The sequence below is a fragment of the Streptomyces sp. NPDC001514 genome (genome assembly GCF_053597075.1).
Genome location: NZ_JBSFHO010000027.1, coordinates 43894 through 68454, shown reverse-complemented (window position 1 = coordinate 68454; position 24561 = coordinate 43894). Strand labels below are relative to the sequence as shown.

The following is a 24561-nucleotide window of genomic DNA, read 5'->3' as shown; positions in this document are numbered from 1 at the left end:
GATCCCCTTGTCGACGGGGCGGTCGGCCGCCCTGCCCTTTGCGCTGGCGAGGAACACTCTGTTCCGGCGGGCACGGATGAACATCGGCCACCTGACGTACGTGTCCTTCCGGAGGACGTACGGGGAGGCGTACGTCAGGCGGTGGCGCTCGTACGGCAAGGGCGTTTTCGCGCACGCTCGAGCCACGTCGCCGCGCGGTCCCCGGCGCGGCCGGGATCAGTGGTGTGATGCGTGGCCTTCCTGCTCGGGGCCGGTGGCGAGGGCGTGAACGATCTCAGTACGGGAACGCATGCCGAGTTTGCCGAGGATGCGCGAGACATGGGTCTGCACGGTGCGCCGGGAGGAGTGCAGGCGGTCGGCGATGTCCGGGTTGGACAGCCCTTCGGCGACCAGTTCGGCCACGCGCTGCTCGGTGGGGGTGAGGGAGGCCGGGCCCGTGGCAGGGCGTTTACGCGCGCCTTGGACACCCCGGCGCAGTCCGGCCGCGCGCCAGCGGGCGTCGGCACGGGCCAGTTCGCCGACGGCGCCGAGCGCGATATAGCCCTGGGCGGCCTCGTGCATGGCCGCCTTGGCCGCCTCCGGGTCTCCCGTGACGGCCAGCACCCACGCCAGGTCCTCCGCGCAGCCGACCGCGTCGGGGACACGTGAGGTCTCCTGGTAACGGGCCAGGGCCTCCCGCAGGGGTCCAGGATCCCTTGAGACCAGCCCCGCGCACTGCTGGGCGGCCGCCACGCGGTCGGGACGAGCATCCCTGGCGACGTCCTTTCGTGCCGCTTCCGCCGCCGCGGCAGCCAGGTCCGTACGCCCCGCCTCCACGGCCGTCCTGGCCAGGAACGGCATCCACACATGACGGTCGAACCACTTCGCGGCGTACGCGTCGGTGACGGTCTCCTCCAGCATCGCCAGCGCCTCGTCCCGCCGGCCCTCGCGCTCCGCCAGCAACGCCCGGGCCCGGATCGAATGGACGGCACAGACGCGGACGAAGGGGTCCGTGGCGGCGAGGCCGTCCGGGCACTGGGCCAGATGCTCGTGCGCCGTGGAGAGCCGGTCACGCTGAACGGCGATCAGCGCGCTCAGCCCGTGGTAGGCGATCGCCCAGCTGTTGGCGTCGGGCCACTCGGGAAAGACCTCCAGTTCGGCGAGCGCGTCGTCCCAGTACCCCTGCTTGTGGGCGAGGACCGCCGCCAGGACGGCGAAGACACCGACCCGTGTCGAGCCGGCGCGCTCCGCCACCCGTCGGCCGAGCCGGATGGTCTCCGCGACGGTCTCGTCCGGCATCCCTCGTTCCATCTGCCACTGGCTCTTGGTGCCGAGCAGGATGAGACGGCAGTCGGTCAGTTCGGGTGTCTCGTCGGCCGCGGTGAGGCCCTCCTCCAGATGGGGCGTGACCCGCTCTGTGTCGTGGGTGACCCGGGCCTGCATCGCCAGCATCGCCGACGCGTAGGCGATGCTCTGGGCGTCGGCGAGCCGGCGGCCCCGTTCCAGAGCGTCCTCGCCGACGGCCCGGCTCTCCTCCAGCAGTCCGGCGAAGAACAGAATCGGGCCATGCATGGAGCACAGCCTGGCGTCCCAGACCGGGTCGAGTCGCCAGCGCCGACCGGTCGAGGTCACCACCTCGATGGCCTCCGTGTAGCGCTCCTGGCGCATCAGGGCACGACCGAGGAGCCAGGTCATCTCGCCGGCCCGGTCCCCGTCGTCGGTTCGTGCCAGCACCCGCTGGGCGAGGTCCTCGGCCCGCTCGTACTCGCCGCGCAGAAAGGCCGCTGTGGCCAACACCGCTTCCAGCGGCTCGCGCCGCGGATCGTCCCAGGCCAGCTCTGTGAGGGCGGGTCCGGCAGGATCCCAGGACGGCTTCCCGGGCTCGTCCCCGGTCTGCTCTCGCAGGACGCGCCCGAGCAGGTCGACCGCGACCTCCGGCGCCCGGTAGATCAGGGTGGGGGCGGTCTCGACGAGCCAGTCGACGACCCAGCCGCCGGGGGTCTCGGTCTGCGCGAGCTGGAGGGCGATCCGCTCGGGGGCGAGGCCGGCCTCCGCGAGGACCCGTGCGGTCTGTTCATGGCGCAGGCCGCGGATGGCCGCCGGCATCGATTCGTACAGCGCGAGGCGCAGTAGCGGTGAGGAGAAACGCAGGCCCTGGTCGGTGTCGGAGAGGATCCCGGTCGCCTCGGCCTCCTCCAGGGCCTCGGTCACTCGTGGGTCGGGCCAGTCGAGCACGGCCGACAGCTCCGCGAGCGTGCACGCGGAGCCCAGCACGCCGGCCGCGCGCAGCACCTCCAGGGTGTCCGGGGACAGGAAACCGATGCGGTCCGCGATCGCCGCGCTCAGCGAGGGGGGCAGCGACTCCGCCCTGTCCGCGGACGGCCACGACTCGGCGACGCCGTCCTGCAGTCGGACATACCCTTCGCGCTGCAGGGCCAGGGCCAGTTCGCGTACGTGGAGAGGGTTGCCGCCCGCCTGTTCGATCCACGCCCGCAGCCCCGGCCCGACCGGGGCGCCGAGGAACTCCCCGGCGAGGCGGGCCGACTCCTCGGGAGACAGCCTCTCCAGGGTGATCACCCGCCCGCCGTGTGCCAGCAGCGCCCTGCGCAGTCGTCCCACTTCGGCACGTCTGGGGGCCCGGGACAGGTCGCCCATCAACAGCAGAGGCAGTTGTTCGGTGAGTCGCGCCAGAGCGGCCAGCGCCGTCAGGCTGGCCCGGTCCGCCCACTGGAGGTCGGTGACGGCCACGACCACGGGGCCGGCCATGCACAGCCGCTCGAACTCCGCGACGGTCGCCTCCACTCCCGCGGCGATCGGGTCGGCCGCCGGCACTCCGCTCGGCGACCGGGGCCCGCTGGGCGCGACCGCGGAGCCGCCGGGCCGTGTCGTCCTCAGCAGATCGGACATCAGCTGGAAGGGAAGGTTCACGCAGAACTCGTCCGCGCTGCCGCGGAGCACCGCCGCCCGGCCGTCCAAGCCCTCGGCCGCAGAGGCGAGCGCCTGGGCGACGAGACCGCTCTTGCCGATCCCCGGTGCCCCCTCCACCAGAACGGACCCGCCCGAACCGCGCTCCACGTCCGCCAACAGGCCGCTCAACCAGGAGAGTTCCTGGTCACGACCCACCCAACTCGGGATGGTGACGGCTCCTGACCTGGATGCGGGGGCCCGCCGACTGTGCTCCATTTCAAGATCGTAGGCCTGGGTGGGTGAAGAGAACATGCCTGTACGGCGACTTCCCGGTGACTCGAAGGGGTTCTGTGTGCGGGCATGGAGGGGCCCGGTTCCGCGGGAGGCGGAGCAGGTGCGGAACCGGGCCCGGCTCCGCGGCTCACCGGGGGAGGAGAAAGCTACGCCGCGGAGGGGTCACCCATGACTACGCGCCCCGCCCCTGAAGGGTTCGGTCACTGGGAAAAACTTGCGCGCCGGCCCAGTGGAGCACGCAGAGGGCGTCGGTCAGTCTGATCACATCGTGCTCGCAGCGCGGGCAGATCGCGAGGTGATCGGAGACGAAGCCGTCCTCTGGCGCGTCGAGCAAGCCCTGCACGTACCCGGTGAGCAATTCGGCGGCTCGTGCATGCGCACGGGCGGGAAGAGGCACGATGGGGACCCTCCTCACAGGGGCGTGGATCTGTTCGGACCGCGGAGCTTCGCTCCACGCCCGTCATGCTACGAGGCGCCTTCCGGTGAACCGGCCATCCTGAGAATCCAACAGGTTCACATCAGACGGTATCAGCGCAGTCTCCGCCGCCCGTTCACGTCATGGAGGAAGATTGAACACGTCGTGCCGCTGCGCTGAACCACGCGGCGAGGAACACCCGTAGATGCTGACATCGGCCCGCCGATGGATCGCGAATCCGGGCCGCCACCCACATCGGGAAGAGACGGTGAGGATCGCTATGAGAATCAGCCGGCACCTGCGAGCAGGGGCTGTCCTGGCGCTGACGGCCCTTGCGGTTCTGGTGCCCACCGGGCAGGCAACGGCAACCGGCGCGCCGTGGAATCCGGTGAGCCGAAGCTCGGCCTGTGTCCCTGACACGGGCCGCTACTTCGGCTCACCGGGGCTGCCCGCCGCGACGGCCTCCGCACACGCGCCCGCCTCGGGGACGCAGGCGGCGGACGAGATGACGCGGCCTCCCTTCGCCCTCGCGTCCGGCAGACAGGAGTGGGCCGCGTACACGAAGTCCGCGCTCGTGGGCGCGGGTCTGGTCGTCGTCTCACTGATCGCGTTCGGCGTGCTGACGGTCCTGGCCCGTGCCGGCCGACGGAGCTAGCAGACGGGCGGCACGTCGACCAGTCGACGTGTCGCCGGCCGAGAAGTGTACGAGAAAGGGTCCCGAATGCCCGTCATAGGTGGGAAACGCATCCCTCGTCCCCGTGCCTTGGAGCCGGAACTCGGTGCGCGGCGGAAGCGGGCTCGCGACACCGCGAAGACGAAGCCCGTAACCGGCACCGCGGGACCGGCTTCCGCCCCGAGCACGGGCAAGTCGGCCTCCGACGCCGCCTATGCCGAGCTCCTCCAGGAAGTGCGAGTGGCGCAGACGGGCGTGCAGTTCCTGCTCGGCTTCCTCATGACCTTCGCGTTCAGCTCCCGCTTCACGGCACTGAGCAGCTCGCAGATCTATCAGTACCTCCTGACGCTGGTGATCGCCTTCGCGGCGGCCGCGTGCCTGACGGCTCCCGCCCCGTTCCACCGAGTGGTCTTCCACCACGGCCTGCGCAACCAGTTGGTCGCCGTCTCCAACAAGCTGGCGCTCGTGGGGCTCGGGCTGCTCATGATCTCCATGAGCAGCGCGCTCCTGCTCATCTTCACGATGGTCCTGAACCCGGGCCTCTCCGCGGTTCTGGCGGGGGCGACGTTCAGCGGCATCGTCTGGCTCTGGTTCGGCGTGCCCATGTGGCACCGGCTACGGCAGGGCAGGGCGGACCGCTGAGCCGCTTCGGGCCCCAAGCCGGTACGGGGCCGGCGGTCTCCTGGCGAAGTGCCGCCGGGTCACGCTTTCACGAGCTCTTTCCTGATCAGGCTCTCGGCGGTTGCGAGGATGGCGGCCTCGGGGGTACGGCGGGGCTCCCATCCCAGTACGCGGTGGGCTTTCGCGCTGGTCGTCTTCCTGGCGAAGCCAAGGTCGGGCACGAGCGTACGGAGCTCCTTGTCGAAGAGGGAAACCATGCGCACCACGGCGTTGGGGATGGACCGGGCCGGGACGTACTTGGCTGCGTCTGCGAGGTTGGCTCTGAGGATGTCGCCGATCTGTTTCATCGGGATCGCTGGTCCGCCGGCGGTGACGAAGCGCTGACCAGCAGCTTCAGGAGCCGTCATGGCCAACAGGTGCGCGCTTGCCACATCGCGTACGTCGACGATCGGGATCCACAGATCGGGATAGCCGGGCATCGCCCCGTCGAGGATTCGCTGAACGAGGTGGTTCGATCCGGAGATTGACTTGCCCATCACGGGTCCCATGACGGCGACGGGAAGGATCGTGGCGAGTTCCGTCGAACCGCCCTCGGTGTCGATGAAATCCCACGCGGCGCGCTCGGAGAGCGTCTTGCTCTTGGTGTACGCGGTGGCGCCTGGCCCGTCGAGGACGCTCCAGTCCTCCTCGGTGAACTGGTGGTCGGTGCGCGGGTATCCGTAGGCGACCGCATGGAACGCAGAGGTGAGGACAACCCGTTTGACGCCGGCATCGCGTGCCGCACGCAGCACGCGCAGAGTGCCTTCACGCGCCGGAAGGATGACATCGTCCTCGTTCTCGACGTGCTCCACGTGCACGGGAGAGGCCACATGCAGGACGAAGTCGCAACCGGCGACGGCGTCAGCCCACCCTGCGTCACTTGTGAGGTCCGCTGCCACGAAGCTCAAACCACCGCCGTTCACCATCCCGGCGTCGCTGAGCTGCGTCCGGACCTCGGACTCGCGCCCGAGGGTGCGTACGGTCGTGCGCACCCGGTATCCCTGCTCGAGCAGTTGGAGAATGCAGTGTCCGGCGATGAAGCCGGACCCGCCGGTGACGAGGACGCGAGGCTGCGGCGCGGTCATGTCTGCACCCCTGGGGACTGCGTGTTGATCATCTGTCTTCCTTCCTTGCTCGCCCAGCTCACTGGGCCATTGACACCTGTTCGGGCCGTCAGGCAGCCCGGCCCGGAGCCCGCCTGCTGGAGGGCCGGGCGGCTCCGGGCCTTACCCGCGCTGACACGGCCGCCGGTTCGCCGCTGCGGACGTGCTGGGTGAGGAAGAGGGCTGCGCGCTCCAGTGCCGCGTCGGCCTCGTCGAGAACGCCGGCGAAGGACTGGAACACGTGGGGCACGTCGGCGGTGATGTCGAGGATCACACTCACGCCGGCGGTGCGGGCGCGGGCGGCCATGCGGGTCGAGTCGTCCAGGAGGACCTCGTTCGTGCCCGCTTGGAGGAGCATCGGCGGGAAGCCGGTCGGGTCGGCGGACAGGGCCGGGCTCACCATCGGCTGGTGTGGGTCCTGACCCGCGAGGTACAGGGGCGCGATGGTTTCCTTGAGGTACTCGCGGGTGAAGATCGGGTCGGTACCCGCCTTGGTGTCCATGCTCTCGCCCGACCCGGTAGCGTCCAGGGAGGGCGAGAAGGCCACGATCGCGGCGGGCAGCGGGAGCCCTGCGTCGCGGGCGGCGAGGCAGGTGGTGACGGTGAGGGCGCCGCCGGCGGAGTCCCCGGCGAACGCGATGGCCGAAGGCTCCTGCCCGCTGTCGAGGAGGGCGCGGTAGGCGCTGAGCGCGTCGTCGATCGCTGCCGGGAACGGGTGCTCGGGGGCAAGCCGGTAGTCCAGCGAGTACGACGTGAACCCGGTCTTGGCCACGAGGTGTCCCGTCATCGACAGCGCGGTCTGAGGGGAGCCGGCCACCCAGCCGCCGCCGTGGAAGTACAGGATCGTCCCGAGGCGCGGGTTGCTGTCCGGCGCGACGTGCAGTGCGGGTCGGTCGCCGAGCGTCGTCCGCGTGGTGCGGATGCCGCCCGGCACGATCATCTGGGCCATCACCGACGTGAATCGGTCTCGGAACGCCTCGACCGACTGCGGGCCCCCGGGGCGGGGCTGCCTCAGCATTGCGTCAACCCGGAGGCGCTGTTCCCTGCTCATGCGGATCCGTCCTTTCGGCCGCCGGCCGCGGTGGCCGGGGTGCGGCTCTCGTGAAGCCAGGTCATGTCGTCCCGGTACTGGGCCTGGACGGCCTCCGGCCGATCGTCGCCGAGCTGGTCGTCGCCGACCTGGTAGCCCTTGCGGTTCAGGTCCCAGGCCAGGCACCGGTAGGAGGGTCGGTAAGCGGCCAGGAGCTGCGGGTCGATGGCCAGGCGGGTGTTGGGCAGGGCCGGGGTGAGGGAGTCCTTCTCGTAGATCGACGTGATCCGTACGATTCGCCAGACGCCGTCAGTGCCGTGCTGGGCCCGGTACTGCGAGCGGCAGGCGGAAGCAATGTCGGCCTCGACCCCGTCGACATCGATACGCCGCTCGATGACCAGTGGCAGTTCCACCAGCGCGCGGTCCTGATCGATGCGCACGGTCGGCGGGCCCAGGCGGTGGACCGCAAGGTCGCCGCGGCCGGTCATGTCTCGGGTCGCCCGGACGAAGCCGGCGCCGCTGCCGGAGAACCAGCTCATCTTCACGACCGAGTCCTCGGCGAAGCAGGCCGCCATCTCCTCGTACCAGCCGCGATCCCGGCTCTGCCGCTCACGCAGCACCAGCTGCGCGACGTCTTCCGCGCTCATGACGGGCCTCCTTGTCCCTTGCCGACGGGTGAGGTGAAGAGGGATTTCAGGGGTTGAGCCGGCCCAAGAGGCCGGGCAGCCCGCGGGCGCCGGCGAGTCCCCGCGCGGTGACAGCGGCAGAGTCGATGCCCGCCTCGCCCATGGCCTGGTCGAACAGCTCCATGTCCAGCGCCTCGACAGCGGAGAGGTGCTCGACGGTGTCGGGGGTGACCATGGTGTTCAGCAAGGTCAGGGCGGCGCTGGAGGCGCTGCCCAGTTTCAGCACCCCGACCAGCTGGGGGACATTCAGCTTCAGCCGGGTGGCCAGGTCGACGATGTCCACGATGGCGGCCTGGTTCAGCATCAGCAGCGCGTTGTTGAACAGCTTCGCCTCCTGCCCGGCTCCTGCGGCGCCGAGGTGGACGACGTGGCGGGAGAAGGAGGTGAAGACCTTCTCGCACCGCTCGGCCACCGGCTGCGGTCCGCCGACCATGGTGGTCAGCCGGTGCTCTTCAGCGGCCGGTCGGCCGCCGCTGACCGGGGCGTCCAGCACCGCGACGCCGGCCGTGGCGCACACCTCGGTGAGCCGCACGGCGGCGCTGGGCAGGCCCGTACCGTGATTGACGACGACCGACCCCGGACGCAGCCCGTCCAGCAACCGCTCGGCCACCCGCAGAACGTCGTCGTCCGTGCCGACGCACAGGGCGACGATGTCGCTCGCGGCGGCCAGGGACTTGATGTCGTTGTGGCGGACGTGCGGCACACCGCTCAGCCCGTCGAGGGAAACGGGCCGCCGGGCCCAGGCGTGCAGGGGGAACCCGGCTTCGGCGACGGCCCTCGCCATGGGCAGGCCCTGGTCGCCCAGTCCGATCCAGCCCACCGCGGGGACGGCAGATGTTCCTGTCGCTGTCATGCCTCCACGATGGGCACAGAACACAGGAACAGGCAGTAGACCCGCCTTCATAGGACTGCCAGTACCAGGCGCGCCTTGTGGCGCATGAGCGAGACTGTCCGGTATGGCAACGACAGAACTCGGCGCAGCCCTGCGGCGATGGCGTGACCAGGTCTCACCGGAGACGGCGGGCCTTCCCGCCGGCGGCCGCCGGCGCGCCGCGGGGCTGCGGCGCGAAGAGCTGGCCCAGCTGGCCGGCATCTCCGTCGACTACGTCACCCGTCTCGAACAGGGCCGGGCCACCAACCCCTCCGCACAGGTCGTCGAAGCTCTCGCCCGGGCCCTGCGGCTCACCGGCGGCGGGCGCGCCCATCTCTTCCAACTCGCCGGTCTCGTTCCCCCGGGCCCGGAAACGGTCGCGGCGTACATCACGCCCAACGTCCAGCGGATGCTGGACCGGCTCGCCGGCACACCCGTCGTGGTCTTCGACGCCGCATGGACCCAGCTGCTCGCCAACCCCCTGTACACGGCGCTGATGGGGGAATGGCACGGCAACGACCTCAACGCCGTGTGGCGCAACTTCCTCGGCACCGGCACCCGCGTACGTCACACCCCCGAATCCCGGGGCGCACTACGTGCCGCGCAGGTCGCCGACCTGCGCAGAACAGCAGGCCGCTACCCGGCCGATCAGCGACTGCAGCACCTCATCTCCCAACTGCGCATCAAAAGCGCCGAGTTCGATGACCTCTGGGAATCCGGTGCCGTCGGCCAGCACCAGTCCGCCCGCAAGACCATCGACCACCCCCACGTCGGCGCTCTCACGCTGGACTGCGACGTACTCGTCGTCGCCGGCAACGACCTGCGCATCATGATCTACACCGCCGAACCCGGCAGCCAGGACGCCGAACGCCTCGCGCTCCTCGCCGTCATAGGCACCCAGGCACTCACCGGGTAGCCGACAATCCGTCGGCCACGGTTGCAGCACGCCTGATCGCCAAGGTGCTCGGCTGGGAGGTCCCAGCCGAGCACCTGTATGAAATGCTCGCGGCGTGACCAGCCACCGGTCCTGTGGTGCCACGCCCTGTGGAATCCGCAGAGTGCGTGACCCGGGCTTGCCCGGTCGGCGTGGCTGGGGAGCGGTTCAGGCTTTGGCGGCCGCCTTGCGCCTGAGGTCGAGCACGAAGCCGACGGCCAGCACGACCGCCGCGACCAGCAGCGACAGCAGCACGACCTCGCGATTGGCGTCGTCGTAGAGCATGTAGCCCAGCACGAAGACGATCATCGCGGCCGTCGCCCAGGTCAGGTACGGGAAGAGCCACATCTTCACCGTCACCTTCTCAGGGGCCAGGTGCATCAGGATTCCGCGCATCCGCAGCTGGGTGAAGCAGATCACCAGCCAGACGAACAGAGCGATGGCACCCGAGGAGTTCAGCAGGAACAGGAAGACCGTGTCCTTGAACGCGTAGTTGAAGTAGACGGCGATGAAGCCGAAGACCACGGAGCCCAGGATCGCCCACGTCGGCACGCCCTTGGCGTTGACCTTGGCGAAGGCCTTCGGGGCGTCGCCGCGCTCGCCCAGCGAGAACGCCATGCGCGAGGCGGTGTACAGGCCGGAGTTCAGGCAGGAGAGCACGGCCGTCAGGACGATGACGTTCATGATCTGGCCGGCGGCCGGGATGCCGATGGAGTCCAGGGCGGCGACGTACGAGCCCTTCTCGACGATCGACTTGTCGTTCCAGGGCAGCAGCGTCAGGACCACGAAGATCGAGCCCAGGTAGAAGACGGCGATCCGCCAGATCACGCTGTTGGTGGCCTTGGTGACCGCGCGGCGCGGGTCCTGCGACTCACCGGCGGCCAGCGTGACGATCTCACTGCCCATGAAGGAGAAGACGACCATCAGCACACCGGTGAGGATCGCGCCCGCACCGTTGGGCAGGAAACCACCGGCGTCGGTCAGGTGCGCGAAGCCCGCGCCCGGATTGTCCGAGCCCGGCAGCAGACCGAAGACAGCCAGCAGGCCGACGACCACGAACGCGCCGATGGCGACGACCTTGATACCCGCGAACCAGAACTCGAACTCACCGTACGACGACACCGAGGCCAGGTTGGTGACCGTCAGGACGACCATCACGATCAGCGCCCAGGCCCACTGCGGCACCGCCGGGACCCAGCCCTCGAGGATCACCGCGCCCGCCGTCGCCTCCACGGCCAGCACCACCACCCAGAAGAACCAGTACAGCCAGCCGATGGTGAAACCGGCCCAGCGGCCGAGCGCCTGATCGGCGTACGCGGAGAAGGAACCCGAGTTCGGGCTCGCGGCCGCCATCTCACCGAGCATCCGCATCACGAAGACGACCAGCGCACCGACAAGGAGGTACGAGATCAGGATGGCGGGACCGGCCGCGGCGATACCACCGGAAGACCCGACGAACAGTCCGGCGCCGATGACACCACCAATGGCGATCATGGACAGATGCCGGTTCTTGAGTCCGGCTTTCAGACCGTCAGAAGGCCGCGGACTACCGGGGTCCCCGGTGGTTCCGCCTGCCTCCGCAAGGGTCGGCTGCGAGGTCATGGACGATTCCTTAAGGATGCGGGACCGGCGCGGACGGAACGACGCTTCCGGTCAACGATCAGGCGGTGTCCCACCGACACCCTGCCTCAACTACCGGACAAAAGCCGGCCACTTCAAACCATGGTTGAATGAGACCACCACGGCTGACCTAGCGTATGTTTACCACAAGAACGCGAGGCCGCGCTTAACAACCTGCGAATGAGGATCACCCTGGGCCTTGGAACTAGCCGGTCAAGTAACGCGATCGTTACCGAAATCGAGAATCGGCATACGCGGCACGGCAGGGGTACCCGTCACACTCGTCGGTCCGTTACCGAACAACATCCACGCGAAACACTACCCACGACCGGATGGGTTCTGGCATAGTGGTGGCCTGGGCCGTCCCCCCGTGGTGACGGCCCAGGCCATGTCGTTCTCAAGGTGTGGTGCTGGTTGGTGTGGACATCCCCTCCGCGCACACCTTCTGCGCGTTCGGCGGCACGCCGCCCACCAACCGCCGGTGCCTGGTTTGCCCGGTCTCTGTGGCGGCTCCCCGAACTCCACCCATGGCGGGGAGAGTTCCCGGGAATCCACCACCGGGTGGGTCGGCGCCCGGAGCGGTGGCCGGATCACCCGGTGCTCGCACCGGCCGACAGTCCGGGGAGGCTCGTCGTCCGGTTGCGTCGTTCACCCCCCTTCTCAACCGCGCTCGGCTCGCCGTCGCTTCGCGGCGCTTCAGGGAGACGCCCCAAGAGCTCCTCCCACTCCGCGGACCGCACGTCGGAGCCCAGGAGGTTCAGGGTGTCCGCACGAACGTACTCTTCACGTGTCATCGCCTGTCTCCCGGTGGGTGGTGACGTCGGCCGCCCGACAATTGGTGTTCGTCGGGCGTCTTGACCTCGACTACGTCTGCCGCTCGGCCTCGGATCATCCCGATCACCCGAGTCGGCCATACCAACCCTCGGAAGCGGAACCCGCCGGCCGGTGCCGGCCGCGCGAGCTGTTCGCGCCGTCGTCTGTCCCGCGGCGCGGGCGCGGAGGCCGTTCCCCGTCGCGGAGCCGCGGACGGACCCGTACGGTGCTGTTCGCCTGGGCGTCCCGCGGACGGCCGGGGCCAGGAACAGGGCCCCGGATCCTCCGCTCACCTGCGCCGCGCGCGCGTTCCGCCGCTGGGAATCCGGGCGGCGGCGCCGGCCCGGCCGCTCCCGGCCTCGTCCTCGCTCCGGGAATGGCCGCCCCGGCCGGTGCCGCCGGAGCCCGTCGAGACGGTGCTGATGCGCCCTGCCCCGGCGGGTACCCCGGAAGATGCGGTGCCACCCGCCGGACTCCCGTGGCGCTGCGGCGCCGGAGTCTCCTCGGGGTACTCCTCGGCCCACGGTGCGTCGGGGAACGTCTCCAGGCGCACGACGAGATCGTTCTCGTCTCGATCGCCGTCCCAGTCCCTGTCCTTGCTGCGGATCACCTGGATGTCGCTGCGGCCCCTGCGCGTCCGGCTCGCCTGCACCATCCGCACGTTGGGCCGCCAGCCTCCTCCGGGGTCGTGCTCCAGGGTCAGCCGGAAGCCTCCGGCGCCCACCTGCGCGGTGCTGCCCACGACGCCGGGGATGACGACGGGCTCGCCGTCACCGTCACCGTCCGGTCGTACGACCGCTCGCTGCGACCAGGCGGCGTCCACCGCGATGACGGTGATCCGGCCCGGGCCCTTGAACCACATCATGACTTCGTGACTCCTGTTGCTGGCTGAGGGAACGGTAGGGGGGCCGGGCTAGTTGAAAGGGGCCGTGGTGGGGTCGACGTCTCCTTCGGGCAGGATGAGGTCGTCGATCGGCCTGGTCCGGGGGTCCCGCGCGCGGGTGTCGGCGTCGGCGTCGGCTTCCTGGGCCTGTCCCCGGGCCGGGTCCGGAACCGGTGCCGTGACAGCCGCTTCCCCGGCGTCCCCGGCGAGGGGCTCCTCGCTCGCGGACCGCCCCTCCAGTGCGCTCAGCAGGGCCTGCGGGGTCACCACGGCGCTCACCGGGGCGGTCGGGCTCAGGAAATGCAGGCCGTACCGGCTCTCCGTGCGTTCCAGCAGTTCCGTGACCGGCATCCGTGCGTACGGGTGCTCCGTCTCGTCCACGTCGAGCCCGGCGCAGGAAACGGACACCACGTCCGCCCCGTCAGGGGCCCGTACCACCGCCGGCTCCCCGTCCTCGTCCAGGAACACCATCACCCGGGCGACTTCCGCGAGCTGACGGGCCACCTCGGACTCCGGTCCGTACCCGGTGGCGGCGAGCTGCACCGCCTCGTCCAGGGAGTCCACCGGTGCGGCCCAGCCCAGCGTCAGCGGCGACGGACGGTAGTTCTCGTTGATCTCCCCCTCGACGATCTTGCCGTCCGAGTCGGTCAACCACGCGCCGCCCACCGCCCATTCGGGCGGATCTCCACGATCCGCCGTCCAGGCCGAATCCACGATCCGGATCAGATGGTCCGGCGCCAGCTCCGCGAGCTCCACGAGCTCCTCGGGCCACTCCGGAGTCCCCAGAGCCTCCAGTGGATCCAGGGACTCCAGGGACTCGGGTGGTTCCTGAGGTTCGGACGGTTCCACACCGCCGGCACCGACCGGCTCACCCATCGCCGACTCGTCGTCGCTCATCTCAGGCTCCGCATCCTCTCGACCGTCCAGCAACCAACCAAAGGGCGCGAGACACCAACACCGTCACGCCATCACACAACACCGGTGCCGCGCCGCGCCAGGGGGGCGCGTGATCGACATCCACTCGGACACACATCCCTACGACCGGGAGCAGCGACCGGTTGAGTCCGGGGCGGCGTGGCGTCGCATCCCCCGTGAGAGGTGCAGGGGCGGTCCGCTCCGGCCGGTGTCCGAGCCGTTGAGGCCTGGTGGCGGCTGGAGGCCGGATGGTCCGCTCTCCGCTCAGCTGGACGACGACGGGTGGGTCGGTGCGGGGTGTGGAGCAGCGTGCGGATCACGTCGATCCATGATTCGACGAGCTGAGATGACATCGCTGCCAATGGGCCCTGCGAGCTGGTACGTTGACCATACACAACGCATCAGTTGGTTGACTCCTCGGTCCCTCACTCCTTGCCGCCCGGCGTGCGGGTATCCGGTCCGGTTGGTTGTCAACCCGCGCCGGTACACCAAACCACCATCCGGATGTGGTGTGCGGGCGGGAGGCGAGCATGACGCAGAGACGTGCGAGCGATGCGGTGATGTCGTCGACCGGGAGAACGGATCAGCGGGTCTGTGCGCCCCGACACCGAATGTTCCAAGGACTTGGGCTGGACTCCCTGAGCCCCGCCTCACCACCGGCGGGCCCGCGCCGTCGGTCGCCGCCCCCGCGGCCGCGCCGTGCGGCTGTCGGCCCACCCTGATGGAGGAGAACTCATGGTGACGAACTACGACCGGCTCGCCGACCTGCTGGTGGAGGTCTTCGAAGTCACCCCCGACGAGATCGCGCCCGAGGTATCGCTGGCCGAGCTGGGCATCGACTCCCTGGGAGTGGAAGAGCTCCGTGTCAACATCCACAGCCGATACGGGCTACTGCTGTCCGACGGCGACGGCAGCACCCAGGCGACCGTAGCCGACGTGTGCCGGCTGATGGACACCGCTACCCCCGCCCCGTCGGCCCGGCCGTGACCACCGGGCCGATCAGTGTCACCGGCCTCGGGCTGGTCACCCCGGCCGGAATCGGAACCGAGACCACCTGGCACACCGTGTGCGCGGGCACGCCCACCGCTGCCACGGATCCCGCACTGGCCGGGCTGGCCGTGGATTTCTCCTGTCGCGTGCCCGGCTTCGACCCGCGCCGCCACACCGGACGGCCGGAAACCCGCCGCCTGGGCCGTTTCACCCAGCTCGCCTTGGCCGCTGCCGCCGAGGCCGTCGCCGATGCCGGGCTGGACCCGGCCCACTGGGACGGTGAGTCGGTTGCCGTCGTGGTCGGCAACGCGGCCGGTGACGTGCGGACGGTGGAGGAGCAGCACCTGCACCTGACCGGTGACGGCCCCGCGCTGGTCTCACCGCTCACCCTGCCGGTGTCCCTGCCGAACATGGTCGCCGGACAGCTGGCCATCGCCTTCGGCGCACGCGGTCCGAGCCTGCAGGTCTCCACCGCGTGCGCCGCCGGCGCCAGTGCCATCGGACTGGCCGCGGCTCTGCTGCGCGCCGGATCCTGCCGGATCGCCCTGGCCGGCGGTACCGAGGCCGTCATCACCCGGCTCTACAGCACCGCCTTCGCCAACATGGGCACCTTGTCCAGGCGCCGCGACGATCCGCGTGCCGCCAGCCGCCCCTTCGACGCCGACCGCGACGGCTTCGTCATGGGTGAAGGTGCGGGCTTCATGGTCCTGGAGCGAGCCGCGGACGTCCGGCGGCGGGGCGGCCGCGGTCATGCCGAACTGGCCGGCTACGGTGCCACCACCGACGCGCTGCACCCCGTGGCCCCCGACCCCGAAGCCGTCGGCTTCCGCCGGGCGATTCGCCTCGCACTCGAGCAGGCCCGTGTGTCGGGTCGGGACATCGATCACGTCAACGCGCACGGCACCGGCACCCTCGCCAACGACCGGGCCGAAGCCGCCGCGTTGGCGCAGGTCGTCGGTTCACGGGCCGCGGTCACCTCCACCAAGGGCGTCACCGGCCACCTGCTGGGCGCGGCCGGCGCGGTCGAGGCGGTCCTCACCGTGCGGGCCCTGACCGACCAGCTGGTCCCGCCGACAGCCAACCTGGAGAAGCCCGACGCCGGTGTCGACCTCGATCTGGTCACCGACGAGGCCCGCAAACACCCCATCGACCTGGCCATGAGCACCTCGCTCGGCTTCGGCGGCCACAACGCCGTACTGCTCTTCCGCTGACCCGGCCGGTAACCCCGCCGGCCGACCCGTATCGAGCGCCCCTCAGCCTGGAGCCCGACCCATGAATCACTCGTCGCTCGCAACGCCCCGCGTCCCCAGCCAGACGACACGCCTCACACCCTCTCCCTCGAGCCCGTCCGTCGACGGGCAGCCCGGCGCACCCGCCGAACGCGTCCAGCGGGTGCGCGACTTCGCACGTGAGGTCCTCCTGCCGCAACAGTCGTTCCTCGACTCCCAGCCCGAGGCGCCGCTCCCGTTCATCCGCGCCTTCCACGAGCGTGGTCTGGCCAACTGGTGGCTGCCTGGCGACGTCGGCGGGCCCGCGTGCTCCCTGGAAGAGAGCGTGGACATCGTCTCGGAACTCGCGTACGGCGACGCCGGGGCCGTGATCACCCTGGCCGTCTCCGTCCTGGGATCCAGCATGATCGCCCTGTACGGCTCCGCCGAGCTGCGCGAACGCTATCTGCGGCCGTTGGCGGAGAAGGGCGGTTGCTGCGCGACGCTGGCCAGCGAGCAGGAGGCGGGCAGCGAGCTGGCGAGGATCAGTACTGTGGCCGCACGCGACGGCGACGACCTGGTCCTCACCGGTGAGAAGTTCTTCTCAGCCAACGCCGACTTCGCCGACTTCCTCGTGGTGCTCGCCAAGACCCCTGACACGCCCACCCGCTATGTGATGGTGGTCGTCCCCCGGGATCTGCCCGGGGTGCGGATCGTCCGCCGCTGGCCGCTGGTGGGCGTCCGCTCAGCCGGCGTCTACCAGGTCGCGTTCGAAGGATGCCGGGTACCCGCCGACCACGCGCTGTCCGGTCACGGCCTGCAAGTGCTGGAGGTCGGGCTGAACGCCAGCCGGCTCTTCATGGCCGCCTCCGCCCTCGGCATCGCCCGGCGCATCCGCGATGTGTGCATGGACTACGCCAAGGGGAAGTCCGTCCGCGGCCAGCGTCTCACCGCCCACCCCGTCTTCGCCGCCAAGCTGGCACAGATGGAACTCCTCATCGACGTCATGCGCAACCAGTGCCTGGCCGGTGCCCGCGCTTACGACCAGCTGCGCGCCCGGCCCGACGCCGCACGACGGCTGCTGCGGGCGGGCGCCCTCAAACCGATCATCGCCGGCAAGGTCTTCTGCGGCCAGACCGGCTGGCAGATCGCCGGCACCGGGTCGGAGATGTTCGGAGGCCTCGGCTATACCCACGACCTGTCCGTCGGGAAGCTGGCCCGGGACATGCGCTACGTCTCCATCGTCGAAGGCGGAGAGGACGTACTGCGCGAAATGATCTACCAGCGCTTCGTGATCCGCGCAGCCGCCCGCACCTGACGAACTCACCTCCGCCGCAAGGAAGAGATCATGAAGCGCACCCATATCGTGACCGGTGCGACCGGCCTCGTCGGCGCCGCCCTCGTGCTGGAACTCGCCTCCCGCTTCGACGACGACATCATCTGCCTGGTTCGGCCCGGCGCCGACGGCGCCGCCGGCCGGCTGACCAGAGCCTTGGCCTCGGCCGCACATGCCTACCGCACCGACCCGGCGATCATCCAGCGGGCCCTGCGGCTTGTCAGGGCGGTCCCCGCCGACCTCACTCAGCCCGGCCTGGGCATCGACGCGGCCACCCTGACATCCATCGCCCCGGCCGTCTTCTGGCACTCAGGTGCCCTGATCGCCTTCGGGGAGGCCCAGCGGCGCCGTCTGTTCGCCACCAACACCGCCGGCACCCGCCGCGCCGTCACGCTGGCCACCCAGCTGGGCTGCGAGGCGTTCAACTACGTCTCCACGGCTTTCGTCGCCGGCCACGGCCAAGGCGAGATTTCCGAGCGCCCCATCACCGACCCCATGCCCCGCGAGTTCTACGAAGCCAGCAAGATCGCAGCAGAGCGCATCGTGCTCAACGCCCCCCTTCGCACCCGTGTCTTCCGCCCCTCCGGAGTCGTCGGTCACCACACCACGCTGGCCTGCGGCGGCCCCTATACCGGCATTTACGGCATGATGCGCCGCATCGCCGTCCACCGCAGCTTCCGTCCCCTTCTGGAAGGCGGGCACCACCCCATCCGACTCGTCGCCCGCCCGGAGCTGCCGGCCAACCTCGTCCCTGTCGACCATGTCGCACGGGACATGGTCGACATCGCCCTTTCGTCAACGCAGCACCGCATCTTCCACCTCACCAACCCCACCCCTCCCACCGTCGGCGCCGCCGTGCAGGCGATCTTCCAGCAACTCGGCATCTCCCTCTACGAGCTGGTGGAGGACGAGAGCCGGCTGCGTCCCGCGGATCAGCACCTCGCCGCACTGCTCGACGAGTTCTACAGCGGCTACCTCACCCACGACCACCGCTTCCGGCGCGACCACGCCCGAGCCGCGCTCCCCGCCTCCCGCACATCGGACTACCCCATGGACGCCGAACTGCTCAACCGCCTCTTCGGCGTCTACTACCGCGACGAGCTCGCCCGCCGCTACCCCGCCACCCGCGTGCCCGCGCCCAGGTCTCGTCCCGACGCCGCCGAAACCACGGCCGGCGGCAGCGGTACGGCAGCGGGCCCGAGCACCGTCACCCGTACCGCCGCGGGCGGCTGACCGACCGCTCTCCGGGGCCCGCCGGCCGAGGCCGCCTCCCAGCCGGACGACCAGGCTCAGGCGAACTGCCTGGCGGACTCCGCGCGGGACGTCGCGCTGGACTCCGGCCTCGCCCCCACGGGCGAGGTCTTCGCTGCGACCACGGCAGCAGCACACCGTCGCGGCGCGGACAGCGAGAGTCCGAGATCACGGGGAGACCTCAGGCCGTGGCCACGAGCGAACTGGGGATGGATGCGGGACGTAGAAGATCGGAGATGTTCCTCGAGAGACCTACTTCTCCCACCGCGAACGAGGCGCGTACGGGTTTGGCACAGCCCTGCACCGACGTGGCGGCATACCAAGTCATGGAGGCGGCGTGGCCGAGCGACGATGCAAGCGCCCTGGATGTCAGTTCCCCCGCGGACGGACGATCGGGAAGACCGACCGACTCCGATCATGCTGCTCACCTGAGTGTCTCGAATGGCTCCGCTGGGCCAAGTCGGTCGCGACGTGGGAGAGTGGGCCGGCGGCCGACGCGGAGGCACGAGAGGTGCTGCGAGTGGCTGAGGCTCTGGACAGGCGGCGACACCCCAGCGAACCGGTAGCGGAGCTTCTGCTGGATCCCAACCTCTGCTGGCGTTACGCCATGTGATTCATGGACCTCGTCGTACGAACCGGTGCTCGGGCCGCCCGTTCGGGGGTCACCGTTCACCCGCGGTGGGCTCGGACTGCAGGTCGTCCGTCGTGACCGGGGTCGCGAGCAGTGCGGCCAGACCGTCGTCCATGCCGAGCCACTCGGTCTCGGTGCCCGGCGGCACCGCGCGCACGGTCCGCTCCAGCCAGGCGGACACCTGTGCGCGCGGGGCCTCCAGGAACGCGTCACCGTCGTTCGACGACAGTGCCATCACGATCACATCGCGGCCCTCGACCTTGCCGGGCCAGACGCGGACGTCGCCGTGACCGCACGGACGGACGATGCCCTCCATGAGCAGCTCACGGGCGAACGTCCACTCGACCGAGTGCTCGGAATCGATATGGAAGACCACGCGGACGGCATACGGGTCGTCCGTGCGGTACGCGAGGCGGGCGGGGACGGGGAAGGAGTGCTCGGCGGAAAGAACGAGCCGCAGCTCAAGCTCGCATACGACGACGTTGCTCTCGGTGTTCTGCATGACACGATGCCTCTCTCTCGGTGGGCCTTCACATGGAGAGAGGGGGGTCGGGCGGGATCATTACGCGACTTCCGAGAATTTTTTTCGAGGGAGTTCGGCTGCGTGACCGCGGGCCGGCCGCGGCCCCTGGGAAATCCCGGTGTGCCGGGCGGGTTCCGGGCCCTGCCGTCGGCGCCTGGTCCACACGTTCGGAGACCTGAGCGCGCACGCCCGCTGCGGGGACTGGCGGGCCGGGCACCAGGCCGAGGGGCTGCGCGCCGGGTTGTTGCTGAAACGGCACGAATCCTTGCTTGCGAGCGGTCGCCGGGCGAGGGTGCCGGTATGACTGAGATCGCGAAGAACTCCAGCGAGCACGGCATCGACGCAGCCGTCGATGTCGTGATCGTCGGTGGTGGAGTCGCCGGCCTGTCCGGCGGGGTGACGCTCGCCCGGTCCCGGCGGTCGGTGGTGGTCCTCGACTCCGGCGAGCCCCGCAACGCCCCCGCCTCCGGCGTGCACGGCCTGCTGTCCCGGGACGGCGTCGTCCCCGGCGAACTGCTGCGCCTGGGACGGGAAGAGGTCGCCGCGTACGGCGGGTGGGTGGTCACCGACCGGGCGGTGTCCGCCGGCCAGGACGGCGAAGCATTCGTCGTCACCACGGCGGGCGGGCGCCGCTTTCGGGCGCGTCGGCTGCTGGTGAGCACCGGGCTGGTCGACCGGCTTCCCGACCTCGACGGGCTGCGCGAGCGGTGGGGGCGAGACGTGCTGCACTGCCCGTACTGCCACGGGTGGGAGGTACGGGACCAGCCGGTCGGAGTGCTGGCCACCAGTCCGGCGGCCGTCCATCAGGCCTTGCTCTTCCGTCAACTGTCCGATCAGGTCACCTTGTTCCGGCACACCGACGGTGATCTGGGCGAGGAGGAGTGGGAGAAGCTGGCGGCCCGTGGGATCGCCGTGGTGGACGGGGAGGTCGTCGGGCTGGAGATCGAGGACGACCGGCTGACGGGCGTACGGCTGGCGTCAGGACTGCGGGTTCCGCTTGCCGCGCTGGTCGTGGCGCCGCGGTTCGAGGCCCGGGACGATGTTCTCGCGGGGCTCGGCCTGACGGCGTATGAGCATCCGTGGGGCATCGGGGACCAGGTGGAGTCGGATGGCGGCGGGCTCACCGCTGTGCCCGGGGTGTGGGTGGCGGGCAACGTGGCGGACGTGCTGGACGGGGTACCGGCGGCAGCCGCCGCGGGGGTGCGGGCCGCGGCGGCCATCAACGCCGACCTGGTGGCCGCCGACACCGAAACCGCGCTCGCCCGCCGCCGGGCCGCGGATCCCGCGCGTGTCTTCACTCCGGAGGCGGAGGCGGCGCTCTGTGAGCGGGTGATGGGCGCCCGCCGCCACGGCCTCGACGGCCTGCTGCCGCCCGGTGACCATCGGCAGGCCTGACGCGACGGGCCCGCGTACGCTGCCCGCTGCCGCGACGTCAGGTTGCACGCGCCCGCAGGTGGGCGCGCTCGCTCTGGCTGCCGAAGAGCACGAGGAGTTCGACGGGTCGGGCATCGGCCGGTCCCGTCCAGTGCGGCACGTGGGTGTCGAACTCGGCGACCTCGCCGGGGTCGAGGACGATTTCCCGGTCGCCGAGGATCTGTCGCAGCCGGCCTTCGAGGACGTAGACCCAGTCGTGGACCTTTGTGCGTCCGCGTCTCCGGCTCGCCCCCCGTGCGGCCGTGGCGGGAGGACCACGATGGGCGGTTCCTGCGGTTCTTCCCCTCCAGTAGGCTGACCGGCTCCTGGACCCATCCCGGCACGAAGCCGACTCTACTCACGGCGCGATCCGCCATAGCGCCCAGCCCGCCTGAGACAGGAGACAGTAGATGTCCGCCATACCTGCCGACCCGTCGCCTCCCCCCCGGTTCGCGCTGCCTGCGGAGGCCATCCTGCGTGCCCGGGAAAGGCTCGTGCTCGACCACTTCCGTAACGAGGTCCTCCAGGACTGGGACGCCACCCTCTCGACCTTCCCTCACCCGCACTACGAGCTGATCGCGCCGATGCTGGTGCACGACGGCGACTCCGAAGTCCGCGGCTACTACCACGACACCAGGGTCGCGTTCCCTGACCAGGACCACGAGCTCATCGCTTTGCGCCACAGTGCCGATGCGGTGATCGTGGAGTTCTGGCTGCAGGGCACCCACCACGGGATGCTCGGCAAGATCCCGCCGACCGGGTCGACACACCGCACCAGGATGACGGCGTACTTCATCTTCGACGAGAACGAGCGCCTAGTCACCGAGCGCGTCTACTTCGACCAGCTCACCATCCTCAAGCAGTTGGTCGCGGGCCTCGACAAGCGCAAGCCCGCCGGCCTGCTCAAGCTCGCCCGCGTCCTCCGCGGCGCACTCACCGCAGCGGGGTCGAAGCCCGACCCGCGACTGCTGAACACCACCGAGCCGAACCTCGACGCCCAGGACACCGGAGCACGTTCGTGACCACGCGAACCAACGAGACCGCTTCGACGATGCGCGCTCTGACCGGTGGCAAGGGAGTGCAGTGGCTGCTGGAGGAGATCGACCTGCCCGAGCGGCTCAGCGCCGTCGACATCCGGACGAGACTCGTATGAAGGTCCACCACCTCAACTGCGGCACCATGCGCCCCTGGCGAGCTCCCGACGGACTGGTCTGCCACGTCCTGCTCATCGAGTCCGACAACGGCCTCGTACTCGTCGACAGCGGCCTCGGCCTACAGGACGCCGCCGATCCGGCAGGACGCTTCGGGGCAGCACGCTTCTACGTCCGCCCCGCCTTCGACACCGCCGAGGCAGCGATCCACCAGGTAACCGCACTTGGCTACGACCCTCGAGATGTACGCCATGTCGTTCTCACCCACTTCGACGCCGACCACACGGGCGGGCTTGCCGACTTCCCCTGGGCCCAGGTCCACCTCACCACTGCAGAGAACCACGCTGCCCTGTACCCGATGGGAGCCGTCGAGCGGGGCCGCTACCTCGCATCCCACCGCACGCACGACCCCTTGATCGTTCCGCACACCCTCGACGGGGGCGAGACATGGTGGGGGTTCCCGAATGCCAAGGAGCTCACCGACATCGCCGACGGCATCGTCATGATCAGCCTGCCAGGCCACTCTCGGGGACACGCCGCCGTCGCTGTCGACGCAGGCACCCACTGGGTCCTCCACGTTGGCGATTGTTTCTACCACCACGGACAGATCGACGGCATCGGCCGGGTTCCGAAGTCCCTGACCGCCATGGAGCGAGCCATCGCCTCCGACTGGTCCCAAGTCGCAGGAAACCACCGTCGTCTGACCCAGCTCTGCGCCGAGAACCCGCCCGGCCTTCTGCTGGTCAACGCCCACGACCCCACGCTGCTGTACCGGGCGCAGAACAGAACCACACCATAAGAACGGCTCCTCGCGGTCTTCGACACCGCGGGTTGGCCGGCGGCCATCGCCACCGAGTACGAGGGCGAGCCCGAGTTGCGGATCATGCCCGGCACTACCAGGGCGTCATCGCCGGCGACCTACCCATCGAGACCGCCCACGTCCTCGCCGTCACCCAGCGCTCCGTGCGCGTGCGGGCACTGACGGCCGAGCTGTCCGGCGCCCCGGCCTGGCGCACCTGCCCCCGAACGCCTCGACCGCGCCCAGCGTGAGGCCACCGGCCCGGGCGGCCAGACGCCACCGTCATCGCCATCCACCGCCTGACCCTCCCGTCCCCCGTTCCCAGGAGAAACCCGATGCCCGACCTGTTCAGCCCCGTGACCATCGGCAAGTGGACGCTGCCCAACCGGATCGCCATGGCACCCATGACCCGCAGCCGCGCCGACGCCTCCGGCGTGCCCGGGCCCGCCACCGCCACGTACTACCGCCAGCGGGCCACCGCCGGCCTCATCATCACCGAAGGCGTGCAGCCCAGCCCCGCCGGACAGGGGTATGCGAACACCCCCGGCCTCCACACACCCGCGCAGGTCGAAGGCTGGCGCGACGTCGCCGACGCGGTGCACGAGGAAGGCGGCCACATCGTCGCGCAGATCATGCACGCGGGACGGATCGCGCACCCGGACAACAAGCACGGCCACGAGACCGTGGCCCCCAGCGCGCCGGCCGCCCCCGGCGAGATCTTCACCGCCGGCGGCATGCGCCCGCACGCCGCCCCCCGGGCCCTGACCACGGCGGAGATCCCCACCGTGGTCGAGGAGTACGCGAACAGCGCGCGTGCCGCTGTGGAGGCCGGCCTCGACGGCATCGAACTGCACGGCGCCAACGGGTACCTGATCCACCAGTTCCTCGCCCCGTCCACCAACCACCGCACCGACGGCTACGGCGGATCCACAGCCGCCCGGGCCAGGTTCGCGATCGAGGTGGTCGAAGCCGTGGCCGACGCGATCGGCAGCGAACGCGTGGGCCTGCGCATCTCACCGGGCGTGAACCTGCACGGCGCGATCGAGGACGACCCCGCCGAGACCGCGGAGACCTACGGCATGCTCGTCGACGCGATCTCCCCGCTGGGCCTCGCCTACCTGCACCCCATCGGCGATCCCACCGGCCCGCTCGTCACCGGGCTCCGCACCCGCTTCCACGGCCCGCTCATCGTCAGCGACGGCTGGTACCCGATGACCGACGCCGCCGCGGCCCGCCGGTACACCGAAGGCGGCATCGCGGACCTCGTCGCCGTCGGCCGGGCCTTCATCGCCAACCCCGACCTCGTACGACGCTGGCAGAACCACACCCCCCTCAACGAACCCGACCCCACCACCTTCTACGGCGGCGACACCCGCGGCTACACCGACTACCCCATGCTCGCCGACTGAATGAGTGTGCCCTTGTTCTCCCGAACCGGGAGATGCACGACCGCTCCGCCCTGGGGCACCAGCCATG

Annotated in this window: 22 protein-coding genes and 1 pseudogene; 12 read left to right on the top strand and 11 right to left on the bottom strand. The window is 70.3% G+C overall.

Translation table 11 applies throughout. The features are described 5' to 3' along the window. Window positions 1-216: 216 nt before the first annotated feature. Together ACWCXB_RS25530 and ACWCXB_RS25525 are read right to left on the bottom strand one after the other, a co-directional pair. Entirely contained in the window at window positions 217-3102 is a 2886-nt protein-coding gene (locus tag ACWCXB_RS25530; RefSeq protein ID WP_450725863.1) for an ATP-binding protein, read from the bottom strand. 250 nt (window positions 3103-3352) lie between these two features. After that, window positions 3353-3577: a zf-HC2 domain-containing protein gene (locus ACWCXB_RS25525; RefSeq protein ID WP_450725862.1), complete on the bottom strand. Its 225-nt coding sequence runs from the start codon at window positions 3575-3577 to the stop codon at window positions 3353-3355. Window positions 3578-3983: 406 nt separating this feature from the next. On the opposite strand from ACWCXB_RS25525, the gene ACWCXB_RS25520 reads away from it, so the two are divergent. Both ACWCXB_RS25520 and ACWCXB_RS25515 read left to right on the top strand, forming a co-directional pair. Next, window positions 3984-4250 (top strand): hypothetical protein, encoded by a 267-nt coding sequence (locus tag ACWCXB_RS25520; RefSeq protein WP_450725860.1) that lies wholly within the window; start codon window positions 3984-3986, stop codon window positions 4248-4250. A 108-nt stretch (window positions 4251-4358) separates the two neighbouring features. Beyond that, the gene (locus ACWCXB_RS25515) at window positions 4359-4910 is read left to right on the top strand and encodes a DUF6328 family protein (protein WP_450725859.1); all 552 of its coding nucleotides are present in this window, start codon (window positions 4359-4361) and stop codon (window positions 4908-4910) included. A gap of 59 nt (window positions 4911-4969) precedes the next feature. On the opposite strand, the gene ACWCXB_RS25510 is transcribed toward ACWCXB_RS25515, so the two are convergent. The 4 genes from ACWCXB_RS25510 to ACWCXB_RS25495 all read right to left on the bottom strand — a co-directional run bounded on the left by ACWCXB_RS25510 (window position 4970) and on the right by ACWCXB_RS25495 (window position 8600). After that, entirely contained in the window at window positions 4970-6013 is a 1044-nt protein-coding gene (locus ACWCXB_RS25510; protein WP_450725858.1) for an SDR family oxidoreductase, read from the bottom strand. A gap of 88 nt (window positions 6014-6101) precedes the next feature. Next, on the bottom strand, window positions 6102-7082 hold the full coding sequence (locus tag ACWCXB_RS25505; RefSeq protein ID WP_450725857.1) for an alpha/beta hydrolase: 981 nt from the start codon (window positions 7080-7082) through the stop codon (window positions 6102-6104). After that, the gene (locus ACWCXB_RS25500) at window positions 7079-7708 is read right to left on the bottom strand and encodes a nuclear transport factor 2 family protein (protein ID WP_450725855.1); all 630 of its coding nucleotides are present in this window, start codon (window positions 7706-7708) and stop codon (window positions 7079-7081) included. The genes ACWCXB_RS25505 and ACWCXB_RS25500 overlap by 4 nt, the downstream gene beginning before the upstream one ends. A 46-nt stretch (window positions 7709-7754) precedes the next feature. Further along, on the bottom strand, window positions 7755-8600 hold the full coding sequence (locus ACWCXB_RS25495) for an NAD(P)-dependent oxidoreductase (RefSeq protein ID WP_450725853.1): 846 nt from the start codon (window positions 8598-8600) through the stop codon (window positions 7755-7757). A gap of 103 nt (window positions 8601-8703) precedes the next feature. On the opposite strand from ACWCXB_RS25495, the gene ACWCXB_RS25490 reads away from it, so the two are divergent. Continuing rightward, window positions 8704-9534, top strand: a complete 831-nt coding sequence (locus ACWCXB_RS25490) for a helix-turn-helix transcriptional regulator (RefSeq protein ID WP_450725852.1) — start codon at window positions 8704-8706, stop codon at window positions 9532-9534. Window positions 9535-9720: 186 nt separating this feature from the next. Here the strand turns inward: ACWCXB_RS25490 and ACWCXB_RS25485 are convergent, their stop codons facing one another. From ACWCXB_RS25485 to ACWCXB_RS25475, 3 genes are all read right to left on the bottom strand, one after another. Beyond that, window positions 9721-11154 (bottom strand): amino acid permease, encoded by a 1434-nt coding sequence (locus tag ACWCXB_RS25485; RefSeq protein ID WP_450725850.1) that lies wholly within the window; start codon window positions 11152-11154, stop codon window positions 9721-9723. A 1120-nt stretch (window positions 11155-12274) separates the two neighbouring features. Beyond that, entirely contained in the window at window positions 12275-12850 is a 576-nt protein-coding gene (locus ACWCXB_RS25480; RefSeq protein WP_450725848.1) for a hypothetical protein, read from the bottom strand. Window positions 12851-12898: 48 nt separating this feature from the next. Then, window positions 12899-13765 (bottom strand): type VII secretion system-associated protein, encoded by an 867-nt coding sequence (locus ACWCXB_RS25475; protein WP_450725847.1) that lies wholly within the window; start codon window positions 13763-13765, stop codon window positions 12899-12901. A 753-nt stretch (window positions 13766-14518) separates the two neighbouring features. On the opposite strand from ACWCXB_RS25475, the gene ACWCXB_RS25470 reads away from it, so the two are divergent. The 4 genes from ACWCXB_RS25470 (at window position 14519) to ACWCXB_RS25455 (ending at window position 18550) form a co-directional block, all read left to right on the top strand. Further along, entirely contained in the window at window positions 14519-14770 is a 252-nt protein-coding gene (locus ACWCXB_RS25470; protein WP_450725845.1) for an acyl carrier protein, read from the top strand. After that, entirely contained in the window at window positions 14767-15984 is a 1218-nt protein-coding gene (locus ACWCXB_RS25465) for a beta-ketoacyl-[acyl-carrier-protein] synthase family protein (RefSeq protein ID WP_450725844.1), read from the top strand. Before ACWCXB_RS25470 ends, ACWCXB_RS25465 begins: the two co-directional genes overlap by 4 nt. Window positions 15985-16045: 61 nt before the next feature. Then, on the top strand, window positions 16046-17299 hold the full coding sequence (locus ACWCXB_RS25460) for an acyl-CoA dehydrogenase family protein (RefSeq protein ID WP_450725842.1): 1254 nt from the start codon (window positions 16046-16048) through the stop codon (window positions 17297-17299). A gap of 30 nt (window positions 17300-17329) precedes the next feature. Continuing rightward, window positions 17330-18550, top strand: a complete 1221-nt coding sequence (locus ACWCXB_RS25455; RefSeq protein ID WP_450725840.1) for an SDR family oxidoreductase — start codon at window positions 17330-17332, stop codon at window positions 18548-18550. Between the two features lie 680 nt (window positions 18551-19230). Here the strand turns inward: ACWCXB_RS25455 and ACWCXB_RS25450 are convergent. Beyond that, window positions 19231-19701, bottom strand: a complete 471-nt coding sequence (locus ACWCXB_RS25450) for an SsgA family sporulation/cell division regulator (protein ID WP_450725839.1) — start codon at window positions 19699-19701, stop codon at window positions 19231-19233. Window positions 19702-20022: 321 nt separating this feature from the next. Between ACWCXB_RS25450 and ACWCXB_RS25445 the strand changes: the two genes are divergently transcribed. Beyond that, window positions 20023-21117, top strand: a complete 1095-nt coding sequence (locus ACWCXB_RS25445) for an NAD(P)/FAD-dependent oxidoreductase (protein ID WP_450725837.1) — start codon at window positions 20023-20025, stop codon at window positions 21115-21117. Between the two features lie 37 nt (window positions 21118-21154). Here the strand turns inward: ACWCXB_RS25445 and ACWCXB_RS25440 are convergent. Continuing rightward, window positions 21155-21383 (bottom strand): annotated as a pseudogene (locus ACWCXB_RS25440) (cupin domain-containing protein); the annotation flags it as partial. A gap of 162 nt (window positions 21384-21545) precedes the next feature. Between ACWCXB_RS25440 and ACWCXB_RS25435 the strand changes: the two are divergent. From ACWCXB_RS25435 to ACWCXB_RS25420, 4 genes are all read left to right on the top strand, one after another. After that, window positions 21546-22157 carry an ester cyclase gene (locus tag ACWCXB_RS25435; protein WP_450725835.1) on the top strand — a complete coding sequence of 204 codons (612 nt, stop codon included), beginning with the start codon at window positions 21546-21548 and terminating at the stop codon, window positions 22155-22157. Continuing rightward, window positions 22154-22288, top strand: coding sequence for a hypothetical protein (locus ACWCXB_RS25430; protein ID WP_450725834.1), 135 nt, complete (start codon window positions 22154-22156; stop codon window positions 22286-22288). The genes ACWCXB_RS25435 and ACWCXB_RS25430 overlap by 4 nt, the downstream gene beginning before the upstream one ends. Beyond that, window positions 22285-23085: an MBL fold metallo-hydrolase gene (locus tag ACWCXB_RS25425; protein WP_450725832.1), complete on the top strand. Its 801-nt coding sequence runs from the start codon at window positions 22285-22287 to the stop codon at window positions 23083-23085. The genes ACWCXB_RS25430 and ACWCXB_RS25425 overlap by 4 nt, the downstream gene beginning before the upstream one ends. A gap of 335 nt (window positions 23086-23420) precedes the next feature. Continuing rightward, window positions 23421-24494 (top strand): alkene reductase, encoded by a 1074-nt coding sequence (locus ACWCXB_RS25420; RefSeq protein WP_450725831.1) that lies wholly within the window; start codon window positions 23421-23423, stop codon window positions 24492-24494. The last annotated feature ends 67 nt before the right edge of the window (window positions 24495-24561 follow it).